Consider the following 21,042-nt stretch of genomic DNA (forward strand, 5'->3'; position numbering starts at 1 on the left):
GATACGCGAACAGGCTGTGGTCGGTCCACCGCCGGATCAGATATGTCGTTGGAATATCTCCGTCGATCCATCCCAGAACATCAGCAAGGTATCGAACGTCTCGCGCTGATTTCCCATCTCCATGCCCGGTGAGCCGATCGGCATGCCGGGCACCGACAGGCCCAGAGCTTGAGGCCGTTCAGTGAGCAGACGCTCGACATCACCGGCAGGCACATGGCCTTCCAGGACATACCCATCGACAAGCGCGGTGTGGCAGGAGATGAGGTCCGGCGTAATGCCGGACTGCTGCTTGAGCGCGTTAAGGCTGTCCTGGTCGACGTCCCGCGCGTCCACTACAAACCCGGCGCTTTCCATGTGCTCGACCCATGCCGAGCAGCATCCGCAGGTCGGTGACTTGTAGACCACGATGCGGGGCGCCAGGGTCTGAGCGCGAACCCGCCCCGCCAGCCCGGCGGCAGCGGTGCCGATAACCAGAAAAGCGCGTCTGTTCATTCGTATGTCCATTTCCAAATCCTTTTCGGTTTCAGCGGTCATCCGGTGCCGGAGCCCAGTCGGGTCGTCAGACCTGTGTCGCGTGATAGCCGGCATCCGTCAGGGCGGCCCGGAGTGCAGCAGCATCCTTTCCCGACGTGATCGTGATGGTCTTCGAGGTCAGGTCGCTATCGACCTTTGCATCCGGATCGATCGCCTTTAGGGCCTTGTCTATGGCGGCGGTGCAGTGGCTGCAACTCATGTCGGGGATGTGAAACTTCATTTCGTTTTCTCCTTTCCTACTGAATTCTAAAGGGTCGTCTGCGGGATTCAAGCTGACGGAAATCCTTTGGCCCTGGGCAGAATCCGCGCAGGCCGGTGTTCCGACAAATTGAAACTGCGGGAAAGCCGGGTCTGGCAGGTGGCACCTCTCAGAGTTCCAGACGCCGAAGCCGGAGGGCGTTCGAGATGACCGATACAGACGACAGGCTCATCGCCGCCGCCGCGATCATCGGCGAAAGCAGCAGGCCGACAAACGGGTAGAGGACACCGGCCGCGATCGGCACTCCGGCCGCGTTGTAGGCGAAGGCGAAGAACAAGTTCTGCTTGATGTTTCGCAGCGTCCCTTTTGCGAGTTTCCGGGCACGCACGAGCCCCGCGAGATCGCCGCGCATCAGGGTGATCCCGGCGCTTTCAACGGCGACGTCCGCGCCGGTGCTCATGGCGATGCCGACGTCCGCGGCAGCGAGAGCGGGCGCGTCGTTCACACCGTCGCCTGCCATGGCGATGTGGGCTCCATTAGCCCGGAGCTCCTCCACGAGCGTCTTCTTGTCTTCGGGAAGAACGCCCGCGCGCACTTCGTCGATGCCGAGTTTCCGCGCCACCGCCTCTGCTGTTCGCTGGTTGTCCCCGGTCGCCATGATCACGGTCAACCCCAGGGCGTGCAAATCGCGGATGGCGCTTTCGGTGGTCTTCTTGATCGGGTCGGTTACGGCGACAATCCCCGCCAACTTGCCGTCGAAGGCGACGAACATCGCCGTTTTCCCTTCGGCCCGCAACCCGTCGGCTGCCTCGTCCGCGTCATCGATGCGAATATCCAGTTCGGCCATCATGGCGCTGTTGCCAAGTGCCACCGGGCGTCCATTTACAGTGCCGCGAACCCCCTTGCCGGTAACCGCGTCGAAGTCTTCCGCTTGACCGGGTTCCGTATCGCGCGCGCGCGCGCCTTCCACGATGGCTTCTGCCAGCGGATGCTCGGACCCGCGTTCGAGGGCCGCGGCAAGTGACAGGACCTCGCTCTCTTCGTGCCCCTCCAGCGCAATGACATCCGTGAGTTTCGGCTTGCCTTCGGTCAGCGTTCCGGTCTTGTCCACGATCACCGTGTCGACGCGCGCCATCCGTTCCAGCGCCTCGGCGTCCTTGATCAGCACACCCGCCTGGGCGCCACGTCCGGCCGCCGTCGTGATCGAGATCGGCGTGGCAAGCCCGAGCGCGCAGGGGCAGGCGATGATGAGGACGGAAACGGCCGAGGCGATGGCAAAGGCCAGCGCCGGTTCGGGACCCAAGGCAAGCCAGGTAAAGAACGCCGCGATCGCTACCGCGACGACCGTCGGAACGAAGATTGACGAGACTCTGTCGGCCAGCCCCTGGATCGGAGCACGCGAGCGCCGGGCGCCGGCCACCATGTCGACGATCTGGGCAAGCACCGTGTCGGCGCCGACCTGCGTTGCGCGGATGGCCAGGGTTCCGTTCTTGTTGATCGTGCTGCCCGTGACACGGTCACCTGTGGTCTTCTCCACAGGCACGGGTTCGCCCGTGATCATGCTTTCATCAATGGACGATCGGCCCTCGACCACCTCGCCGTCCACTGGCACGCTGTCGCCCGGTCGCACACGCAACAGGTCGCCTTCGACGATGTTCTCAAGCGGCGCGTCATATTCGCTACCGTCCGGCAAGATGCGCCGGGCGGTCTTCGGCGCGAGGTCCAGAAGCGCGCGGATCGCGTCGCCGGTCCGTTCTCGCGCACGAAGTTCGAGCACCTGACCCACGAAGATCAAGGCGATGATGACGACAGCGGCTTCATAGTATGTGCCGACACCTTCGCCCATGCGGTATTGTTCCGGAAACACACCGGGCGCGAAGGTGGCGAAAAGCGAATACAGGTAGGCAGACCCGACCCCAAGCGAGATCAGCGTCCACATGTTGGGAGACAGGTTCCGCAAGGAGTCGAAACCGCGCAGGAAGAACGGACGAGCCGCCCAGAGAACGATGGGCGTGGCCAAGGCAAACTCGATATGGACCGAGAGTTGATGACCCAGCCAGTCGCGCACCGGCAGGCCGATCAGTTCTCCCATTGTCAGGATCATGAGCGGCACGGCCGCGGCCGTGCTGATCCACATTCGGCGCGTGAAGTCCGTCAATTCCTCACTGGGTTGATCCGTCGGAACAACCGGTTCCAGCGCCATGCCGCAGATTGGGCAGCTTCCGGGTTCGTCGCGGACGATCTCAGGGTGCATCGGGCAGGTCCATTGCGTGCCGGGCAGGGCTTGCTGACCAGCCTTTTCGGCATTTCCCGAGGCATAGAAATAGGGATCGGCCTCGAACTTCGCTTCGCAGCCTTCCGAGCAGAACCACCAGGTCTTGCCGCCGTATTCGCGCGAGCGGGCATCCTCGCTTACTTCGACCTGCATGCCGCAAACAGGATCTGTCGCGGTCTCGGCTCCGGGTGCGGGAGCGCGGTGATCGTGATGGGCGTGGTCGGACATAGGATATCCCCTTTCACTCGGTCTTTATGGGGGTTCCAGTTGAGGGAAGGTCAAGGGGGGCGTAGCCTTGGGGTCATCGGCCTCCTTTCGGCCGTGATCATGGTCTTCGTCCCCGGGCGGATTGAGCCTCAGGAAGACGCGCTCGAACGCAAGGACGGCTGTCATGCTGGCAAGGGCAATCACTGGATTCGCCGGGTCGCTGTGCCATTGCATCACCGCGAAGGCTCCGATCACCATGGCGTCCAGTCCGATAGCGGTAAGAAGGATCCAGCCCCGTGCGCCGATCTCCGTCCTGAGGTGTCGCCAGTCGCCCCGATGGATCAGTATGTCCATCCTGGAAGGGGGCCCAAGCGAGGCGACGCGGCTGAAGTCGAAAAAGACGGTCAGCGCACCGGCGATCACGACCGTGTAGACAGGCGTATGGTCCCGGATGATGCCCGGCGGCCCGGAGGTGTTCTCATCGCATACTTCCTTCAGGCTGCATCCACTGCTTGAACCAGCATGTCGCGGACCTGACCGGCAACCGCGTGCAACTTGGTATTGTCGACAGCCGCCATGGACGCGACCGGATCTACGGCGCTTACCTCGGTACCGTCCTCCACGCTGCGCAGGATCACGTTGCAGGGCAACATCGCGCCAATTCGTGGCTCGATGCCGATAGCCTCCCAGGCCATTTTCGGATTGCAGGCGCCGAGGATCCTGTAGCCGTCCATGTCCTTGTCGATCTTCTGCTTCATCGTTGCCTTGACGTCGATCTCGGTCAGGATGCCGAAACCCCTGGCCGTCAGCGCCGCGCGGACGCGGGCCTCCGCCTCGTCGATGCCGGTGTCCGCCAGCAGGCGGTCGTGCGTGTATGCCATTCTGTCTGTCCTTTCACGGTTAAGCCCCGGCCCCACGCGATGCGGGACCGGGAAGGGGGGAGTTGTCCGGCGGGGTCAGTTGCTGCCCGTCCCACCCTGGCCGGGTGTCCCCATCATGCCGCCGGTTCCGTGCATGCCGCCTTTGTTTCCCGGCATCATGTCGTGATGCATCATCTCCTTGTGCTTCATCATGTCGGCCGGCTTGACGATCTCTGACGCCGACACCGCGCCATCACCGTCGTCGTCAAGAAACTGGAAACGGTCCACCATGGTTTCGCGAACAAGCGCGCTGTGGAGTGTCTCGAATTCGCTCAGCGACAGGGCTTCGTCGCCGTCGGCGTCATATTCAGCCAGCAGGGTCTGGAGCCCTTCGCGGGCCTCCTGCGATGTTATCTTGCCATCGCCATCCGTGTCGAACAGGTCCTTGGCAATGCTCATCAGCGAGGCGCCATCGCCCATCATGCCCATGCTCGACATGTGGCCACCGGACCCCATCATATGCGCGTGCATCCGCATCATCATCTGCTTCATGTCGTGATTGCTGGTCCCCTGGCCTCGGGCTCCCTGACTGCCATGGCCATGATCGCCCGCAGCCAGCGCGGTACTCCCCAGAGATATCAGGACCGCCGTTGCCGCCGCGAGTTTCCTTGTTGTTGTCATGTCAGCATCCTTTCCTATGTGAATTGCCTCACCGACATGGGAAAGTAGAAAAGAACGCCAAGGCCGCGTCATGTGCGGATTTGTATCCGTTCGTCGCAAAACGCGCGTCCGATACAAAGCGTTACAATCGCGGTGCTGACTGTGGGTCGCCGCCTTGTCAAACAGGGGGAATGGACAACTTGCCACATATCCTGGTTGTCGACGATCACCGCCAGATACGGGATTCGGTCACGCGCTTCCTGGAACGCAATGGCATGCGGGCGACGGCGGCGAAAGATGCCCGGGAAATGGACGAGAAACTCGCCAAAGGTCACTACGACCTGATGGTGCTGGATGTCATGATGCCGGGCGAGGACGGGCTTTCGGTGTGCAAGCGTATCTCGGCCGAGAAAAGGCTGCCCATCATCATGCTGACGGCGCTCGGGCAGGATTCGGACCGTATCGTCGGGCTGGAAATCGGTGCGGACGACTACTTGCCAAAACCCTTCAACCCGCGGGAACTTCTGGCCCGGATCAAGGCGGTGCTGCGCCGCGCAGCCTACGAGACGAGCGAGGCCGGGACGATTTCGGGTCGCATTCTGCGTTTCGGCGGGCTGACGCTCGATACCGATGCCCATGTCATCATGGACGGGGATGGCACTCGCGTGCAACTGACAACAGCGGATTTTCGGCTTTTGACGGTTCTTCTCGCGCGTCCGCGCATGGTTCTGAGCCGTGAGCAGCTTCTTGATCTTACGGCGGGGCGCGCGGCGGGCCCGCTCGACCGCACGATCGACAACCAGATCAGCCGGCTGCGGCGCAAGATCGAGGCGGACCCGTTGCACCCGGCGCTCATCACCACCGTCCGCAGCCACGGCTACAGTCTGAACGCGGACGTCGAGGTGATCGCGTGACCCGGCCCCGCATGGGCAGCCTGCGCACACAGCTTGTGATCCTCATTCTTGGGGCGCTGGCAATCGCGCAGGTGGTAAGCCTGTGGCTTTTCGCGGACGAGCGCAGCCTGGCCGTCCGGGCTGCGCTCGGCTTCGAGGCGGCCGGGCGCGCCGCCCACATCGTGCGCCTTTTGGAGGAAGCTCCGCCGGATCTTTCCGACGCGATCGTGCGGGCCGCGAATTCGCCGCTGGTGCGTTTCGACCTCGCGTCTGCCCCGCGCGTCACGACGCCCGACCATCATCACGCCACCTATATCGAATCGCGCGTCCGGGCATTGCTTGGCCACAACACTGATCGCGATATCCGGGTCAACCTAAGGGAAACCCTGGTCCCTCTGCATCCGATCCCGAACCTGTCGCCACAGATGGCCGAACTGCATGAAGAGATGATGCATGGCCGGATGCAGGCGGTCGAAATGACCCTGTCAATCGCGTTGGACGGTGGCCAATGGCTGAACGTCGGAACCCGGTTCGAACGCCCGCCCTTGCAATGGCCGCTCGCCTCCGTCCTGACTTTCGGACTGACCGCCGCGCTGATCCTTGTCGCGGCGTTCTGGTTCGTCGTGACCCGCCTGACCGGGCCGCTGCGCGAACTTTCGCGCGCCGCCGAGAACGTGGGGCGCGGCGATGAGGTCGCCCCGTTGCCGGTCGCCGGTCCTGACGAGGTGCGGAATCTCACCCGCGCGTTCAACCGGATGCAGGAAAGGCTGACGCGCTTTGTCGCGGATCGTACCCGCATTATTGCGGCCGTAAGCCATGATCTGCGTTCTCCGCTCACGGCGATGCGGTGCGATGCCGAACTCGTCGAGGACGAGGTGATCCGCGAGAGTCTGATCGCGTCTATCGACGAGATGCAGACGATGGCTGAAGCCACGCTCAACTTCGCCGAGGGGCTGGCAGGCCGCGAACCCTCCGAGATTGTCGATCTGGACGACTGGCTCCAGACATTGGCGCGGGACATGGCCACACCTTTCGAGCTGACCGATGGCCCGTCGATGAAGGTGCGCATACACCCGCTTGCGCTGCGCAGGGCCGTACGCAACCTGGCGGAGAATGCCGTCCGCTATGCTGGCGGCGCCACGGTCAGCTGGCACCGCGCGGGCGATGATATGGTAATCGAGGTCATCGATGAGGGGCCCGGAATCCCGGACGAAGAGCTTGAAGAAGTCTTTGCGCCGTTTCACAGACTCGAAGCGTCCCGCTCACTCGAAACCGGCGGGCACGGGCTGGGCCTTGCCATCGCCCGCGCGATCGTGCGCGGGCACGGCGGCGACATCCGGCTCGAAAACCGCCCCGAAGGCGGGCTGAAGGCGTCCATTTTCATCCCGCTCGATGAGGACGGCGCCGTCGACGATGGGCGGCGGCAGAAGGAGCATTGAAATGAACCGAACGGCACGTCCTGCAATCACGGGTCTTGCGGCGCCGCCTCCGGCCGCCTCGGGCGTCGGGGAAAACTGGCAGGAAGAACGACGGAAGAGTTCGACCGTCGGCGAAAGGTGATGGAAAAGTGATGCAACGCGACCCGAACGTACACGCCTGGGCGGGAAAAGATCGGGGGTGATCGACATGTCCTGACACGGGCGCGCGGCAATGCAGTGTCAGGTCTGCCCGGCGAGCACCAGGGTGACGTCGACCGGATGTCCGGGCATGAATTCGAGATACTCCCTCCGACCCACTGACCCAGGCCGATGGTTTCATTCTAATTGGATCTGTTCTGCATTCTGAACTGTTTTGGTGTCAGCCCTTTTCTGGACTTGAAGGCCCGTTCGAAGGCCGAGGTGGTGCTGTAACCCAGATAGTCCGATATTTCGGATACCGACTTGCCGGACTCCCGAAGGGCGATTTCGGAAAATCGGATACGGCAGTCAGAGAGGATGGAATTGAAGGATTTGCTCTCATCCTCCAGCCTGCGGCGAAGTGTGCGCCGGGAAAGCCCCAGCGCGGCGGCAATGATTGTCTGATCCAGCTCGTCCCGACCCAGCCGCCGTACGATTTCCCGTCTTACCCGGGCGGAAACAGGCGCCTCGCGCTCTTGCTGCCAGGCGTGGCGCAAGAAGGCTCGGGAGACATCGTTGTGATTTTCGGCCTTCGCTTGCGCCATCGGACGATCCAGCAAGCGCGCCGGAAAACGCAAACTGTTGGCTGGGGCATTGTACTGGACGGGGCATCTGGGTCCAATGCGCGCGTCATTCCAGATCGCGCTTGTCTCATGCTCAATTGACACCAAGGTCGGTCGCCAATCCTTGCCCGCGACAGACTTGATCAATTGGTGAAACACCGAGATCGTCATTTCGGAATCCTGGGCGCGGGGCCAGATATCGAGGTCAAGGATGCGGTAGTTCAGGACGGCTTCGTCATCCTCTACCTGCAGAGCCAGTTCGGAATCGCTCTGGACCAAGGAAAACGCGTTCTTGAAAAGCGAAAGCGCCGCGCCAAGCGTCGGCGCTTCCAGGATGAACTCCCCGAAGGCCCCTATATTGTGCAGGTCAAAATGTGTCCCGACCTCCCAGCCAAAAACCGGGTGGCGCAAGTCGGCGGCCGCCTTTTCAAAAAACGCCACGTATTTGCTGAGCGAAATGGTCTCGTCCATGTCGAGCGGGTTCATTCCGGACGCGTTGCCGAGTCCTTCAAAATCGCCACCCAGTTCCTGATAGACACGGAACGGGTCTGTCAAAGCGGAAGCGACGATTTGCGGACTGTAAATGGCATGCATGGCTGTTTGGCTTGCTTTGTTGGCCGAGTTTACGGTCGAGTCGGGGGTTTGACCAAGATCAATCTGGGCATCCCGCTCTCCGCACGAAGCCCAAAGCCGATTTTGTCCGGAAATGTTGTGTCGCTGTCCGCCGCTGTACTGGAGGCGCCGTCCTGTTCCACGCTGGAATATACGGATGGAAGAAACCTTTGAACTTTTCGATGTCGCAATTGGCGGAGGTGGGCCGGCCGGTGCGGTGGCCGCCATCCTGCTGGCGCGTGCAGGGTATCGCGTGGGCCTCGCGACCTCCGTGCCACGGCGCGATAGGATTGAAGGTCTGTCGACGCGGGTTGCGGAAATGTTGCGCAATCATCGGCTTCCATTGAACGGGGTATCACGACCGTCACAGCGCCGCGCCGCATGGGGGGTCATGGCGGGTGCGCAGAATGTTGAACGGATCGTTCTGAGAAAAGCGTTCGATCAGGGGCTTCTGGCGCAGGCCCGAACAGAAGGTGTCACGGTTCTGACGGGTAACATTGCCTCAATGCAGCCTGACGAAAGTGTGATCCGCATGGCCGATGGCCGGAGACTGCTGGCCGGGCTGCTGTTTGATGCCCGTGGTCGACGGGCTCCGCGAAAAGCGTATTCAGATATGAACAGGGCCCAGTTGATCGGCCCTGAAAGCATCAGCATATCCGGGTTTCTGGACGCGCCGTTCCTGGATCAGGCCGGGTCGCATATCGAGGCTCATCCCGAAGGTTGGACCTGGCGCGCAAGACTGTCTGACGGGCGTGAATGGTTGCAGGTCGTTGGCGACAAGCGAGAACTGCGCGGCGGACAGTCCGCAAGCCAGCGTCTGGCGGGGATGTGGCAGCATGTGGTTGGCGCGAGCAGCGCCAAAGCGCCGTTGCCATCGACCTTTCATGTGAGCGCCGCCGGCCTCAGATTGAATAGCCCGGAACTGGATCCGCGTTGCCCGGCACTGGGTGACGCGGCGGTTGCCCTGGACCCGTTATCGGGGCACGGTCTGTTCTGGGCGATCTCGTCCGCCCTGATGACCCCGGCCATGGCGCAGGCGCTTCTTGGCGGGCACGCGGATTTGGCGCGCGAGTTTTACCGTGACCGGGTAGTGGACACATTTTGGCGTCAAGCCCGGATCGGGCGCGACTTCTATGCCAGTTCGGGACAAGACGGGGTGTTTTGGCTGTCGCGGCGAGTCTGGCCCGACGCGCGCCCGGCGCATCCGCCGCTGGCGCGTCCCCGGCTGGAGCCCCGCGTTCTGTTGTGTGACGGCGCGCTTTGCCGTGGCGAGGTTCTGGTGACAGAACGGGACCCCGGGGGGGCTGCCTTCGTGCTGGGACAGGCGATCGCCCCGATCCTGCGCGCCATCGGAAACAGGCCGCTGCCTGAAAGAGCCGTGTTTCATCGCACCTACCTGCCTTCACTTCCTGCAAGCACGGCCGCGCAGCTGCACGGCTGGCTGATTTCCCGAGGGCTGGGCCAAACCCCCGCCGTCATGAACTGAACGAACCGACAAGGAGACTGCACGATGTGGACAAAAACGAGCTGCCTGAGCGCGGCGATCCTGTTAGCGGCGGGCGGGGCGCAGATGGCACATGCCGACGCACAGTTGCTGAAAAAGACCTGTGGGAGCTGTCATTCTGAAACCGACAACCAACTGAGCCGAATTTCCGGTCAGCGCAAATCGCCGGAAGGATGGATGATGACCATCGTTCGCATGCAGCATCAGCATGGGCTGCAAGTCTCGGTCGAGGACAGGCGCGCCATCGTCCAGTTCCTTGCCGATACGCAAGGATTGGCCCCCGCCGAGGCGGCGCCTTTCCGCTATGCTCTTGAGAAAGACCCCAACCACGTCGAGACTTTCGAGGAACCCATGGCCTCGATGTGCGCGCGGTGCCACACCGGCGCGCGGGTCGGGTTGCAGCGCCGCACGGCGGACGAGTGGCTGATTCACATGGATTTCCACGTCGGAAACTATCCTACCATCGAGTACCAAGCCCTTGGCCGGGACCGGGAATGGTACAAGATCGCCCGTGAAGAAATCGCGCCCTATCTCGCTGCGGCCTATCCTTTGGAAACATCGGAGTGGGACAGTTGGCAAGAGGCCGAGAAAGTTCCGGTGGCCGGTGACTGGATCGTGATCACGGAATTGCCAGGGGTCGGAGAGGCCTATGGACGGCTGAGCGTGTCCGGGGACGCGTCGCCATACCAGGTCGCAGGCACGCTGATGTCTGCCGATGGCCAGGGCCGCTCCGTCTCGGGCACCATGAACCTTTACACCGGCTACGAATGGCGGGCGACGCTCGACATTGACGGCCAGGATTATCGCCAGGTTCTGGCTGTATCCGAAGACGGGACCACGCTCGCTGGGCGACAGTTCCAACGTGATCATGACAGTCTCGGCGGCAGCCTGCGCGGGGTCCGCGCCGATCAGCCGGGTGTGATGCTCGGCACGGTTCCTTCGGCCGTGCCGGCCGGTTCGGCCACGGTGCAGGTGGTCGGCAGCGGGCTGGACGGGCTGAGCGCCAGCAACGGCAGTGCGAGCGCCAACACATACGGCGCTGCGGTCGCGCTGGAGACCGAGGGCAACGGCTTCGTGACCCTGTCCACCGACGCGGGCGAAGCCAAAGTCGCCTATTACACAACGATTGACGGCATTGCCGTCGACCCGGCGTTTACGATTGCCCGCATCGGCGGCGGCAGCGAAGTGGGCCCCGAGGCCGTGCCCGCGCATTTCCGGGCCATCGGTCTGTGGAACGGCCCGGACGGGGCGCCTGGGACCGAGGACGATGTCCGCATCGGACGGGTCAACGCGGAATGGACCGTAACCAACCTGCACGAACATGCCGCCAAGATGGAGGATGCCGGTTATGCGGGTCAAATCGACGACACCGGGATATTTACCCCAGCCGTCGCCGGCCCCAACGCCGAACGGCCCTTCAGCACCAACAACGCCGGTGAGTTGACGGTGGTCGCCGACGCGATGGGCCAGAGCGGCAGCGCCACGCTGATCGTGACCGTCCAGCGCTTCATCGATCCGCCGATCCGCTGATCAGGAGAAAACCGATGAAGGATTTTTTCTATCAACCCGCGAACTCTCACAGGGTGACGGTCGAGGGGCAGGACATGCTGTTCCACGTACCCACCACGTCGCTTTTTGCGATGGACGCAATGGATGTGGCCGTTCTGGACTTTGCCTCTGCGCAGGAAACCGGCTTTACCTTTGACGAACTTGAGGACCGCTTCGGGGGCGACGCGGCGCGCCTTGCAGCGGAACGACTGGATACCTTCGTGCGGCTCGATGTGGTCAATGACGGCCGCCCGCTCAAGCCCGAACGCCCGCCAATCGAGATCGAGAACTTTCCGCTCACGACCATCGTCCTGAACGTGAATACGGGCTGCAACCTGGCCTGTTCCTATTGCTACAAGGAGGATCTGGCGATCCCGTCTAAAGGCCAGAAGATGGCCTTTGACACGGCGGTGAAGTCCGTCGAATTGCTGCTCAAGGAAAATCCCGGCCGCGACAGCTATAACGTCGTGTTCTTTGGCGGGGAACCGCTGTCGAACCTGCCGCTGATCCGGCAGGTGGTCGATTGGGCCGAGCCGCATTTCGCCGCCCTCGGCAAGAAGGTCGATTTCAGCCTGACCACCAACGCGACACTTCTCAACGAACAGATCGTCGATTGGCTGGATGCGCATCGCTTTGGCCTCACCGTGTCGATGGACGGGCCCAAGGCGCTGCACGATCTCAACCGCAAGACGGTGGGCGGCAAGGGCACCTATGATACGGTGGCCGCCAAGGTGCGCATGCTGCTGTCCCGCTACCGGTCCAAGCCGGTCGGTGCCCGGGTCACGTTGACCGCCGGGGTAACGCAGATCCACGCGATCTGGGATCACCTCAAGAACGACCTGGGCTTTGCCGAAGTGGGCTTTTCGCCCGTCACCTCGGGCGAAATGGATGCCTTCAACCTCAACGGCGACGAGTTGCACGAGGTGTTCGAAGGCATGAAATCGCTTGGGCAGTTGTTCCTGCAAGAGGCAATCGCGGGCCGCAATATCGGCTATTCCAACATGCATCAACTGATGCAAGATCTCTGGGAGGGCCGGTCGAAGGCGCTGCCCTGCGGCGCGGGTGTGGGCATGCTGGCCGTCAACCATGACGGGGCGCTCAATCTCTGCCACCGTTTCGTTGGGTCCGAGATGCAGCAGTTCGGGTCGGTCGAAACCGGCATCGCCCGCAAGGAGCTTGCCGGGTTCATCAAGGCGCGCTCGGACCGGACCGAGAAGGGCTGTTCCACCTGCCGCATCCGCAACCTGTGCGCAGGCGGCTGCTACCACGAAAGCTATGCGCATTTCTCCGACCCGATGAAGCCGACCTATCACTACTGCGATCTGATGCGCGACTGGGTCGACTTCGGGATTGGCGTCTATTCGCGGCTGATCAATGAGGCCCCGGAATATTTCCACAACCACATCTCGCCAAGGAGGGCGTTTGGAAAATGAAACCGCTGAACCAAAAGGCCGAACGCGTCCAGCAGGCGGCGGCCGAGGACAAGATGGACGAAGTGCGCGCCATGCAGACCGTGACCGCGGGATGCGCCACCACCTTTGACCCCGGCTGGGAAGTCGACCCCTTTGGTGGTGTCGCAGCCCTGTGCCAACCGATGGAGGCCGACCTTTACGGCTGTACCGATCCATGCTGGTGGCCCGCACAGGTGCCGGACACCACGATCAATCACAAGTCCTGGGACGACGGGGCCGACAATGCGGCGCGCGACTGGCGCTCGCTTGGGGCGGCCTATCCCAAAGACGCAGAGACCTGAGGAGACCGAGAGATGAAAACCATAATGACAGCCGTCGTCCTGGCGCTGGCGGGAACGCTTCCTGCTCTGGCGGGAGACCTCTTGCTGACGACGGCGCGGCCTTCGAACCTCTATGTGTTTGATGCTGCGACCCGGTCGCTCAAGAACGATTGCGATCTGGGCAGCAACATGCTGCCCGGTATTACCGTTATGTCGCCCGACAATTCCGTGGCCTTCGTGCTGGTGAACAACTGGGAAGACGTGATCGGTGTGAACATCGAAACCTGTGAAAAGGTGTTTCACGCCCGGCAATCCTCGGAGGATATCATCCGCCGCTCCATCGCGTCCTTCGCGGTCTCGAAAGATGGGACGCAGCTTTACACCGTGCGCAATCCTGTTCGGAAGCACAGCGACCGGTTCGAGGTGCTACCCACCGAATTTGCGGTGTTCGACATTTCTGCGGGACTGGGGGCGGAACCCGTTGCGCTGTTCGATGCGCCGCGTCGGTCGACCCTTATGGCCACTGACCGCAAGGGATCGGTCTATATCGCCGGACATGATATCTATCGCGTCGATCCGGCCACGGGCGATACCGAGGTCGCGATTGCCAACGCCTCCTGGGACCGGCCGACCTACAGCCCGCCCGATGTTCTGGCTTTCTGGCCCACCGGCAGCCAGAACGACGAGTTCCTGCTGATGTATACGGCGGCGGTCTTTTCCGACGAGTCCCAGCAGGAGCTGGCGGATTTCGTCTGGGGCTACGAGTCGGTGAACCTGACCACCGGCGAGACCGAGATTGCCGATTTCACCTCGTTCGAAGTGCTGATGTTCTCGGCTGTACGGTCCGCCACGGATCCAAAGCACCTCTATGGCGTCTATACGCAGCTCTCCAAGCACAACCTGGAGACCAACGAACTCGTCAAGCGCGTTGACCTGCCGCATACCTACTATGTCATCAACGTCTCGTCGGACGGCAAGGAACTCTATGTCGGTGGCACCAATGACGACATTGGCATCTACGATTCCGAGACGCTCGAACGGGTCGGAGAGATCCGCATGCCATCGGGTGGCGACATGGGGGTGTCAACCGTGCATGTCATCCCGCAAGGATGAGCCAGACGACCGACATACTCGGTCCCGGACCGGAGCGCCCTCTGGCGCCCCGGTCGTCCGGTGGGCTCGCGGCGCGTGCTGGGCAGGCCCTGTTCGGGGCGTCGCCTGCCGGTTGGCTGATGCCGATCCTGCGGCCCTATTCGGCGCGACTGTCACTCTTGCTGCTGTTGGGTCTGATCGCTGCCTGCATCGGCCTTGTACCGCCCTATCTCAGCAAGCTGGTCATTGATCAGGGGCTGATGGCGGGCAATATCGACGCGCTCGTCTTCTGGTCTGGCACCTTGTTCGCGGTCGGACTGTTTGCCGTCGGGTTCGGCGCGCTCAACAATATCCTGCACATGCGCGCGTCCGTCCGGATGCTTGCCGATCTCCGGCGCACGCTGTTGGACGCGCTGATCGCGCGGCCGCCACAGTGGTACGGCGCGCAACGGGCAGGGGAGCTGTTGGCAAGGATCGATGGCGATGCAGGCGAAGTGCAACAGTTTGCGTTCAACTCGGTTCTGGGAGGCCTGTCGTCGATCGTGCGGCTGATCGGTGGCACGGCCATGTTGCTGGTTCTGAACTGGAAACTGGGGCTGGCGGCGGCTGTACTCGCCCCGATCGAACTGGCCTTCCTGATCTGGGCGCGGCCGCGAACCGAGCGTCTGGCCGGAACTGCCCGGTCGGCCCGAGGACGGCTGACCGCCGGCTTGTCCGAGACGCTGCACGGTATGCCGGCCCTGCAACTCGCGCGCGGCACCGACTGGGCGCGCGGCCGTACCGTCATGGATCAGGGGGCGCTCAATGAACGATTGATGATCCAGCAAGGCTGGACCGAGTTCATCCGAGCCGTGCCGCAAGTGCTCTCGGCGCTTCTGCGTGCGGGGATCTTCATCGCTGGCGGCATCATGGTCATTCAGGGCCATTGGCCATTGGGATCGCTCATAGCCTTTGTCGCCTACATGGGCTTCATGATCGGCCCCATGCAGTCGCTTCTGGGAATCTGGCACGCGCAAGCGCGCGCCCGGGTGGCGCTGCGGCGTCTGGATGCGCTCATGACGACCGGCCCCTGCCAGACTGACTCTGTTGCTGCGGCCTGCCCTGATGCCTTTGACCTGAGGCTCGAAGGTGTGTCGTTTGGACCTGACAGGACGCATCCGTTCGGGCCGGTCGATGCCGACATTCGGCACGGCACCAAGCTGCTGCTCACCGGGCCAAGCGGCGCGGGAAAGACCAGCCTTCTCATGCTGGTTCTTGGACAACAGCGCCCGATCTCCGGTAGGGTCCTGGTTGGTGGCGTCGACGTTGGCTCGCTGGCGAAGAACACGTCGGCGGGCATCTTCGCCATGGTCTCGCAACGTCCGATCATTGTTCAGGCAACCTTGCGCGAAAACCTGTTCCTGGATGACAGTCTGGTAAACAGCCCGGATGCCGACGACAAGGTTTGGGCCATGCTGGACGCGCTGGACCTGGGCGACCGGTTTCGTTCGGCCGAAGGGCTGGACACCGTTCTGGGAGAAAACGGTCTTACCCTGTCAGGAGGCGAGCGCCAGCGTATCTGCCTTGCCCGCGCGCTTCTTTCCCCGTTCCATATCCTCGTGCTCGACGAAGCCCTCTCGGAGGTGGACACCGCACGGGTTAGCGCGATCATGGCCTTTATCGACCGCGAGTTCGCCGGGCTTACCCGCATCGTCACAACACACGCCAGCGTCGAATCCTACGGAGCCTTCGATCAGGTGCTCGAGCTTTCGGGGGCTGCGCGATGCCGGTGATCGCCCTGATAGACGGGCTTTTGCCGCGCGCATGGCCCGGGTTGAAGGAGCGGGTCGCCTTCCATGAAACGCAGCCGTACCAATCCGGGAGCCCGGCAACAAGCCACGCGATGCAGATGGCGCTGGCGATCCGGCGCAACGCGCCGGACGCAGAGTTTGAAAGCCTTGGCGTCTTTGCCGGTTCCCTGGCCTGTTCGGTCTCATCAGTGTGCGATGCTCTTGCGTACGCGGCGCAGAGCGATGCGAGCATCGTGCATTGCTCGTTCGGACTCGGCCGGGATGTTCCGGAACTTGGCAAGTCGGTCGCGCGGATTCTGGCCTCGGGCAAGTTCCTTGTCGCCTCTGCACCGGCCCGGGGGGCGGTATCATTCCCGGCGGCCTATGAGGGCGTGATCGCGGTGCAAGGAGATGCGCGGTGCACGCCCGGTCAGTGGTCGCACCTCAACCTGTCCCATGCCGAATTCGGTGCCTGCCCGCATGGGCCGGACGGGATGACAAACGGCGCAAGTACTGCGGCTGCGCATTTTTCGGGGCATCTGGCACGGGCGCTGGCCCTGAACTCGCTCGGCACGCTGAGAGCGGACCCGGCGTTTCGGGGCCGAGAACGGATATTGCGAAGTCAGGAGGTGCCGGACGCGTTGGCCCTTTGTCGTTCTCCCGGCGTAACGGCCGGGCATGATGGTGCCTAACCTGGATGTTCTCGCAATGCTTCCGGATTTCAGCGGCCAGTCGCGCGCTTGCGGCGTTGGCAAGCGCCGCCGCAGCCGATTGGGACGGCGATGCCGGTTTTTCCCGAGCAGGAGAAAACCGGCGTTCCGCGCTTCCTAAATCGTTTGTTTCGAACGCTTCAAGGGCGAAGGCGCGGAAGGGTTCGAGGATGAGCATGTCACGGGCCGGAGACGGAGAAGGCCCGGTGTGCGGGATTTTCGTTGATGCCTTTTTACCGGCGGCCACGACTGTCACCAACGCCCGGTAGCGGCGACACGGATCACGTCGTGGTCGGGGCCGATCCCGGCTTCAAACTGGAGAAAGCGCAGTTCGAAGGTGTCTGGATGTTGGACCAAGACGCCTTTGCAAGCATACTCGGTCAGGAAAGGAGAGGTGATGCCTGTGCACAACAGCGAAATCGCGGCGATGTTCGACCATGTCGCCGACCTGCTGGAAGTCCAGAGCGCCAACCGCTTTCGCGTGCGCGCCTACCGCAACGCCGCCAACACGATCCGGGACCAGAGCCGGCCGATGGCGCGCATGGTGGAGGAGGGGGCCGACCTGTCCCAACTGCCGGATATCGGCGACGATCTTGCAGGCAAGATCACCGAGATCGTGCGCACCGGTCATCTGGAACTGCTGGATGAGTTATCGGAGGACGTGCCCGAGGCCATTGTCGAAGCCACGCGCATTCCCGGCGTCGGGCCTAAACGGGCGCGGGCGCTGTTCGAAGAGCTTGACCTCAAGTCCCTCGACGATCTGAGACAGGCCGCCGAGCAGGGTCGGATCGCCGATGTAAAGGGCTTCGGCGAGAGGACGCAGGCGAAGATCCGTGAGGAGTTGGCAGAGGGCGACATCACCGAACGCCGCTTCCGACTTGATACTGCCGAGGATTTCGCGGAACCGCTGGTTGCCTATGTCCGCAGGATCGACGGTGTGCAGAAGGCCGAGATCGCCGGCAGCTATCGCCGTCGCAAGGAAACGGTCGGGGATCTTGATATTCTGGCGGCCGGAGAGGATGGTGGCGCAATCATTGATCGCTTCGTGGAATACGACGAGGTCGACAAGGTCGTCTCGAAAGGAAAGACCCGGTCGACCGTGACGCTGCGCGCGGGATTGAACGTGGATCTGCGAGTCGTGCCCGAGGCGAGCTGGGGTGCGGCGATGCATTACTTCACCGGATCGAAGGCGCACAATGTCGCCGGGCGCAGGCGGGCCCAGGACCGTAGTCTGAAACTCAACGAATACGGGCTTTATGACGGTGAAACCCGCATTTCAGGTGCAACCGAAGAGGGTGTCTATGAAGGAATCGGCCTGCCCTGGATCGAGCCGGTCCTGCGCGAGAACCGTGGTGAGATCGAGGCGGCCGAGAAGGGCGAATTGCCCGACCTGATAAAGCCGGACGACATCAGGGGCGATCTGCACGCCCATACGACGGCCTCGGATGGCAGGAATTCGCTGCTTGAAATGGCTGAAGCGGCGATGGAGCGCGGGTACGGCTATCTTGCGATCACCGATCATTCAAGAAGCCAGACCCAGGCCGGAGGGCTGAGCGCCGACAAGCTGGAGGCGCAGATCGACGAGATTGCGGAACTGAATGAAGGGTTCGAGGGGTTTCGCCTTTTGGCCTCCTGCGAGGTCGATATCCTCGAAAACGGCGATCTCGATTTTCCGGACAAGTTGCTTGCACGGCTCGATCTTGTCGTGGCCTCGGTGCATTCGAAGTTCAATCTTGGCGAAGAGGCGCAGACCGACCGGATCATCCGTGCGATGGACAACCCGGCGGTCAGCATCATCGGACATCCGACCGGCCGGCTTCTCGGGCAGCGAAGGGCCTATCCCGTTGACATGGAACGATTGATCGAGGCAGCAGGGGAGCGCGGATGCGTGTTGGAACTGAACGCGAACCCGAACCGTCTGGACCTCAGCGACATTCAGTGCCGCATGGCCGTCGAACGGGGCGTCAAGATCGCCATTTCGACTGATGCCCACGCGACAGGTGGGCTTGCACACATGCGATACGGTGTGGATCAGGCCAGACGCGGCTGGCTGTCGGCCGACGATGTGGCAAACACGCTTGACTGGAGCGATCTGGAGAAAATGCTCAAGCGCGGCTGACGGGCTCGTCGTGCGCCGGGCCTCCGGGATCGCCCGTGACGTCAAGCCCGTAATCGGCCAGGAGCGGGTCTGCCGTTCGGTGAATGAACAGGTTTCGGAACCTGGCCACTAGGGTTGCCCGTTATCGCAATCCACGGGGGCGTCCTTGCATCGGATGGCCTCGAGTTCTCCAACATCGACATCGCAGTTCCGAAGCGTCGCCCGCAGTGCGCGCCGCAACACTTCTTCGTGAGTCGGATGGTAGGACGGCATCCTGAGCAGATTTTTGAGGCCGTCATCCCGGCTGACTGCATAAGCCAGCAAGTGGGCCAGGTGCTCTGCCTCGGGCGCGACGATGGCTGCCCCGAGGAGACGGCCGGTCGCCTTTTCGGCGTAGATACGAATGACGCCGCCCTGGCCACGCTGCAACCTGGTCCGGCCGCTCCTGTCGAATGTTGCTTCACCGATCGCCACCCCGTCCGCTCGCGCTTCCAGGGTATCCCAGGATTCCCCCGCATGCGCGATCTGGGGATCGCAGAACACCAGGCGCAACGGCGTCCGGCGCCGGAAAACGGCATCTTCAGCGCGTGCGGCGAAATAGCCGGCGATGCGGCCTTCGTCCGAGGCCTCGTGCAAGAGGGCAGGGCCCGGGCCGGAATCGCCCGCGAAATAAAGCCGTGTGCCGGGCAGGTCGAGCCGGTCCTCGGGCAGGTCCGGACGTCCGGTTTCACCAAGATCGACGCCAAGGACATCGAGGCCTAGCCTGTCGAGGTTCGGCACCCGTCCCATTGCCGCCAGTACATAATCCACCTCGGTTTCGCCTTCGTTCCATCGCATCCTGATGCCGGTCTGGTCGACATGAACCGGCTCGGCCTGATCCATGATGATGGTCATCTCCGCCGCGAGCGCCTCGCGCAGTCGGGATTGCAGATCGGGATCGGCCACACCGCCGATGGACGGTGAGGGATCGAACCCGGTCACTTGCACACCCAGTCGGGCGAACGCCTGGCCGAGTTCCAGCCCCACCGGCCCGAGGCCGATGATCGCCAGACGCTGCGGGAGTTCGGGGAGTTCGAAGAGATCGTCCGAGGTGAGAAGGCGATCCCCGAGCTTGTCGTGCCAGTCTTTGGGGATCCGTGGGCGCGATCCGGTTGCGATTACGGTCGCACGAGGCTGGAATCGCGCCTGGCCCGCCCGCAGGACGCCTTTGGCCTCGAACACAGCCTGATGCGGTACGAGATTGCTTTCGCGCCATGCCCGCATGCCTTCGATCACGCCATCGACCAAGCCATCCCGCACGCGGCGGGTTTCGGCCAGAACGCGTTTGGAATCGACGTCGAGGGATTCACCGCCGACAATCCCGAGCAAGCCGAAGGCATGCCGTCGGTGAAAGTCATGCGCAGACTGAATGAACGCCTTCGATGGCATGCAGGCAGATCTCGCGCAGGTCGTGCCGTAGGGGCCCGGGTCGAATACCCGGTAGCTGTCGGTGACTTTAGCGACCTCGGATCGCGCCGAAAGACCGGCCGTGCCGGCACCGATGATCGCAACATCGAGAGGTTCGGGTGTCATCGCCGGCCTGGCTTGGTTTCGGGCACGAACTCCATCGTGCCGATCCGGCGCACGGTGCTGGCCTGCGGCCCGATGGGGCTTTCGCCGGTCTGGACGACCAGTTCGACGGTGTCCCGGGGCTGGAGTTCGTCGAAGCTGCCATCGACGACGCTGTTTCGGTGGAAGTAGATCATTCGATTGTCCGTTGTAATGATCTGGCCGAAACCCTCATCGTGGCGGATCTCGACGATCTTGCCCTGAAGCATTCCGTCGTGGGTTTTCACATTACCTTCGATCTGGTTCTTCCAGCGCTTCAATTCGATTGCCATTGCGGCGAAGGCGTCGCGCACGGCGACGCGCAAATGTTCATGTTCTGCGACGTCGTTCTGGTCGTGCCGGACGACGAGTTCATTTCCTGGAACCCGTACTTCGATCGTCACCTCGTAGAGATTGCCTTTGCGCTGACTCTTGTGCGGCGCGCGGATGTAGACGTGACAGCTTGTGATCCTGTCGGAGAACTTTTCCAGTTGTTCCGCCTTTTCGTGCACCAATGCCTTGATCTCTTCGGATGGCTCGACATGCTGGAATGAAAGCTCGATTGGTGTTTGCATCGGGAATC

General features: G+C 62.6%; 19 protein-coding genes. 10 read left to right on the forward strand and 9 right to left on the reverse strand.

The features are described 5' to 3' along the window. Nucleotides 1-36: 36 nt before the first annotated feature. From BLT75_RS00095 to BLT75_RS00120, 6 genes are all read right to left on the reverse strand, one after another. Nucleotides 37-492: a DUF411 domain-containing protein gene (locus BLT75_RS00095; protein WP_093027266.1), complete on the reverse strand. Its 456-nt coding sequence runs from the start codon at nucleotides 490-492 to the stop codon at nucleotides 37-39. A 67-nt stretch (nucleotides 493-559) separates the two neighbouring features. Then, complete coding sequence (locus BLT75_RS00100) at nucleotides 560-754, reverse strand: heavy-metal-associated domain-containing protein (protein WP_093026685.1); 195 nt, start codon at nucleotides 752-754, stop codon at nucleotides 560-562. 148 nt (nucleotides 755-902) lie between these two features. Continuing rightward, on the reverse strand, nucleotides 903-3,236 hold the full coding sequence (locus BLT75_RS00105; RefSeq protein WP_093026686.1) for a heavy metal translocating P-type ATPase: 2,334 nt from the start codon (nucleotides 3,234-3,236) through the stop codon (nucleotides 903-905). Between the two features lie 24 nt (nucleotides 3,237-3,260). Then, a complete protein-coding gene (locus tag BLT75_RS00110) occupies nucleotides 3,261-3,569 on the reverse strand; it encodes a hypothetical protein (protein WP_093026687.1) in 309 nt (102 codons plus the stop codon). A 140-nt stretch (nucleotides 3,570-3,709) separates the two neighbouring features. Beyond that, a complete protein-coding gene (locus BLT75_RS00115) occupies nucleotides 3,710-4,096 on the reverse strand; it encodes a DUF302 domain-containing protein (protein WP_093026688.1) in 387 nt (128 codons plus the stop codon). 75 nt (nucleotides 4,097-4,171) lie between these two features. After that, nucleotides 4,172-4,756 (reverse strand): EF-hand domain-containing protein, encoded by a 585-nt coding sequence (locus BLT75_RS00120; RefSeq protein WP_245706292.1) that lies wholly within the window; start codon nucleotides 4,754-4,756, stop codon nucleotides 4,172-4,174. Between the two features lie 170 nt (nucleotides 4,757-4,926). On the opposite strand from BLT75_RS00120, the gene BLT75_RS00125 reads away from it, so the two are divergent. Further along, nucleotides 4,927-5,649, forward strand: a complete 723-nt coding sequence (locus BLT75_RS00125; RefSeq protein ID WP_093026689.1) for a response regulator — start codon at nucleotides 4,927-4,929, stop codon at nucleotides 5,647-5,649. Next, nucleotides 5,646-7,067 (forward strand): ATP-binding protein, encoded by a 1,422-nt coding sequence (locus BLT75_RS00130; RefSeq protein ID WP_342726580.1) that lies wholly within the window; start codon nucleotides 5,646-5,648, stop codon nucleotides 7,065-7,067. The genes BLT75_RS00125 and BLT75_RS00130 overlap by 4 nt, the downstream gene beginning before the upstream one ends. A 320-nt stretch (nucleotides 7,068-7,387) precedes the next feature. Here the strand turns inward: BLT75_RS00130 and qhpR are convergent, their stop codons facing one another. Beyond that, entirely contained in the window at nucleotides 7,388-8,647 is a 1,260-nt protein-coding gene (qhpR, locus tag BLT75_RS00135) for an AraC-like transcriptional regulator QhpR (RefSeq protein WP_245706293.1), read from the reverse strand. Here qhpR and qhpG point away from each other — a divergent pair. The 8 genes from qhpG (at nucleotide 8,577) to polX (ending at nucleotide 18,893) form a co-directional block, all read left to right on the forward strand. Next, entirely contained in the window at nucleotides 8,577-9,905 is a 1,329-nt protein-coding gene (gene qhpG, locus BLT75_RS00140; RefSeq protein ID WP_093026692.1) for a flavin-dependent monooxygenase QhpG, read from the forward strand. The two genes, qhpR and qhpG, sit on opposite strands and share 71 nt — an antisense overlap. 84 nt (nucleotides 9,906-9,989) lie before the next feature. Beyond that, a complete protein-coding gene (gene peaA, locus BLT75_RS00145) occupies nucleotides 9,990-11,453 on the forward strand; it encodes a quinohemoprotein amine dehydrogenase subunit alpha (RefSeq protein ID WP_245706308.1) in 1,464 nt (487 codons plus the stop codon). A gap of 14 nt (nucleotides 11,454-11,467) precedes the next feature. Then, nucleotides 11,468-12,904, forward strand: a complete 1,437-nt coding sequence (gene peaB / locus BLT75_RS00150; protein WP_093026694.1) for a quinohemoprotein amine dehydrogenase maturation protein — start codon at nucleotides 11,468-11,470, stop codon at nucleotides 12,902-12,904. Next, nucleotides 12,901-13,224, forward strand: a complete 324-nt coding sequence (gene qhpC, locus BLT75_RS00155) for a quinohemoprotein amine dehydrogenase subunit gamma (protein WP_093026695.1) — start codon at nucleotides 12,901-12,903, stop codon at nucleotides 13,222-13,224. The genes peaB and qhpC overlap by 4 nt, the downstream gene beginning before the upstream one ends. A gap of 12 nt (nucleotides 13,225-13,236) precedes the next feature. Continuing rightward, complete coding sequence (peaD, locus tag BLT75_RS00160; RefSeq protein ID WP_093026696.1) at nucleotides 13,237-14,316, forward strand: quinohemoprotein amine dehydrogenase subunit beta; 1,080 nt, start codon at nucleotides 13,237-13,239, stop codon at nucleotides 14,314-14,316. Next, the gene (locus BLT75_RS00165; RefSeq protein WP_093026697.1) at nucleotides 14,313-16,067 is read left to right on the forward strand and encodes an ABC transporter ATP-binding protein; all 1,755 of its coding nucleotides are present in this window, start codon (nucleotides 14,313-14,315) and stop codon (nucleotides 16,065-16,067) included. Before peaD ends, BLT75_RS00165 begins: the two co-directional genes overlap by 4 nt. Then, complete coding sequence (locus BLT75_RS00170; protein ID WP_093026698.1) at nucleotides 16,058-16,756, forward strand: S8/S53 family peptidase; 699 nt, start codon at nucleotides 16,058-16,060, stop codon at nucleotides 16,754-16,756. Before BLT75_RS00165 ends, BLT75_RS00170 begins: the two co-directional genes overlap by 10 nt. Before the next feature lie 415 nt (nucleotides 16,757-17,171). Continuing rightward, nucleotides 17,172-18,893 (forward strand): DNA polymerase/3'-5' exonuclease PolX, encoded by a 1,722-nt coding sequence (gene polX / locus BLT75_RS00175; protein WP_093026699.1) that lies wholly within the window; start codon nucleotides 17,172-17,174, stop codon nucleotides 18,891-18,893. 108 nt (nucleotides 18,894-19,001) lie between these two features. Here polX and BLT75_RS00180 read toward each other — a convergent pair whose 3' ends face one another. Both BLT75_RS00180 and BLT75_RS00185 read right to left on the reverse strand, forming a co-directional pair. Further along, a complete protein-coding gene (locus tag BLT75_RS00180; protein WP_093026700.1) occupies nucleotides 19,002-20,444 on the reverse strand; it encodes a dihydrolipoyl dehydrogenase in 1,443 nt (480 codons plus the stop codon). Next, nucleotides 20,441-21,034 (reverse strand): HPF/RaiA family ribosome-associated protein, encoded by a 594-nt coding sequence (locus tag BLT75_RS00185; RefSeq protein ID WP_093026701.1) that lies wholly within the window; start codon nucleotides 21,032-21,034, stop codon nucleotides 20,441-20,443. Before BLT75_RS00185 ends, BLT75_RS00180 begins: the two co-directional genes overlap by 4 nt. Nucleotides 21,035-21,042 lie beyond the last annotated feature (8 nt).

Source organism: Ruegeria marina (genome assembly GCF_900101475.1).
In the GTDB taxonomy this organism is placed as follows: Bacteria; Pseudomonadota; Alphaproteobacteria; order Rhodobacterales; family Rhodobacteraceae; genus Ruegeria_B; species Ruegeria_B marina.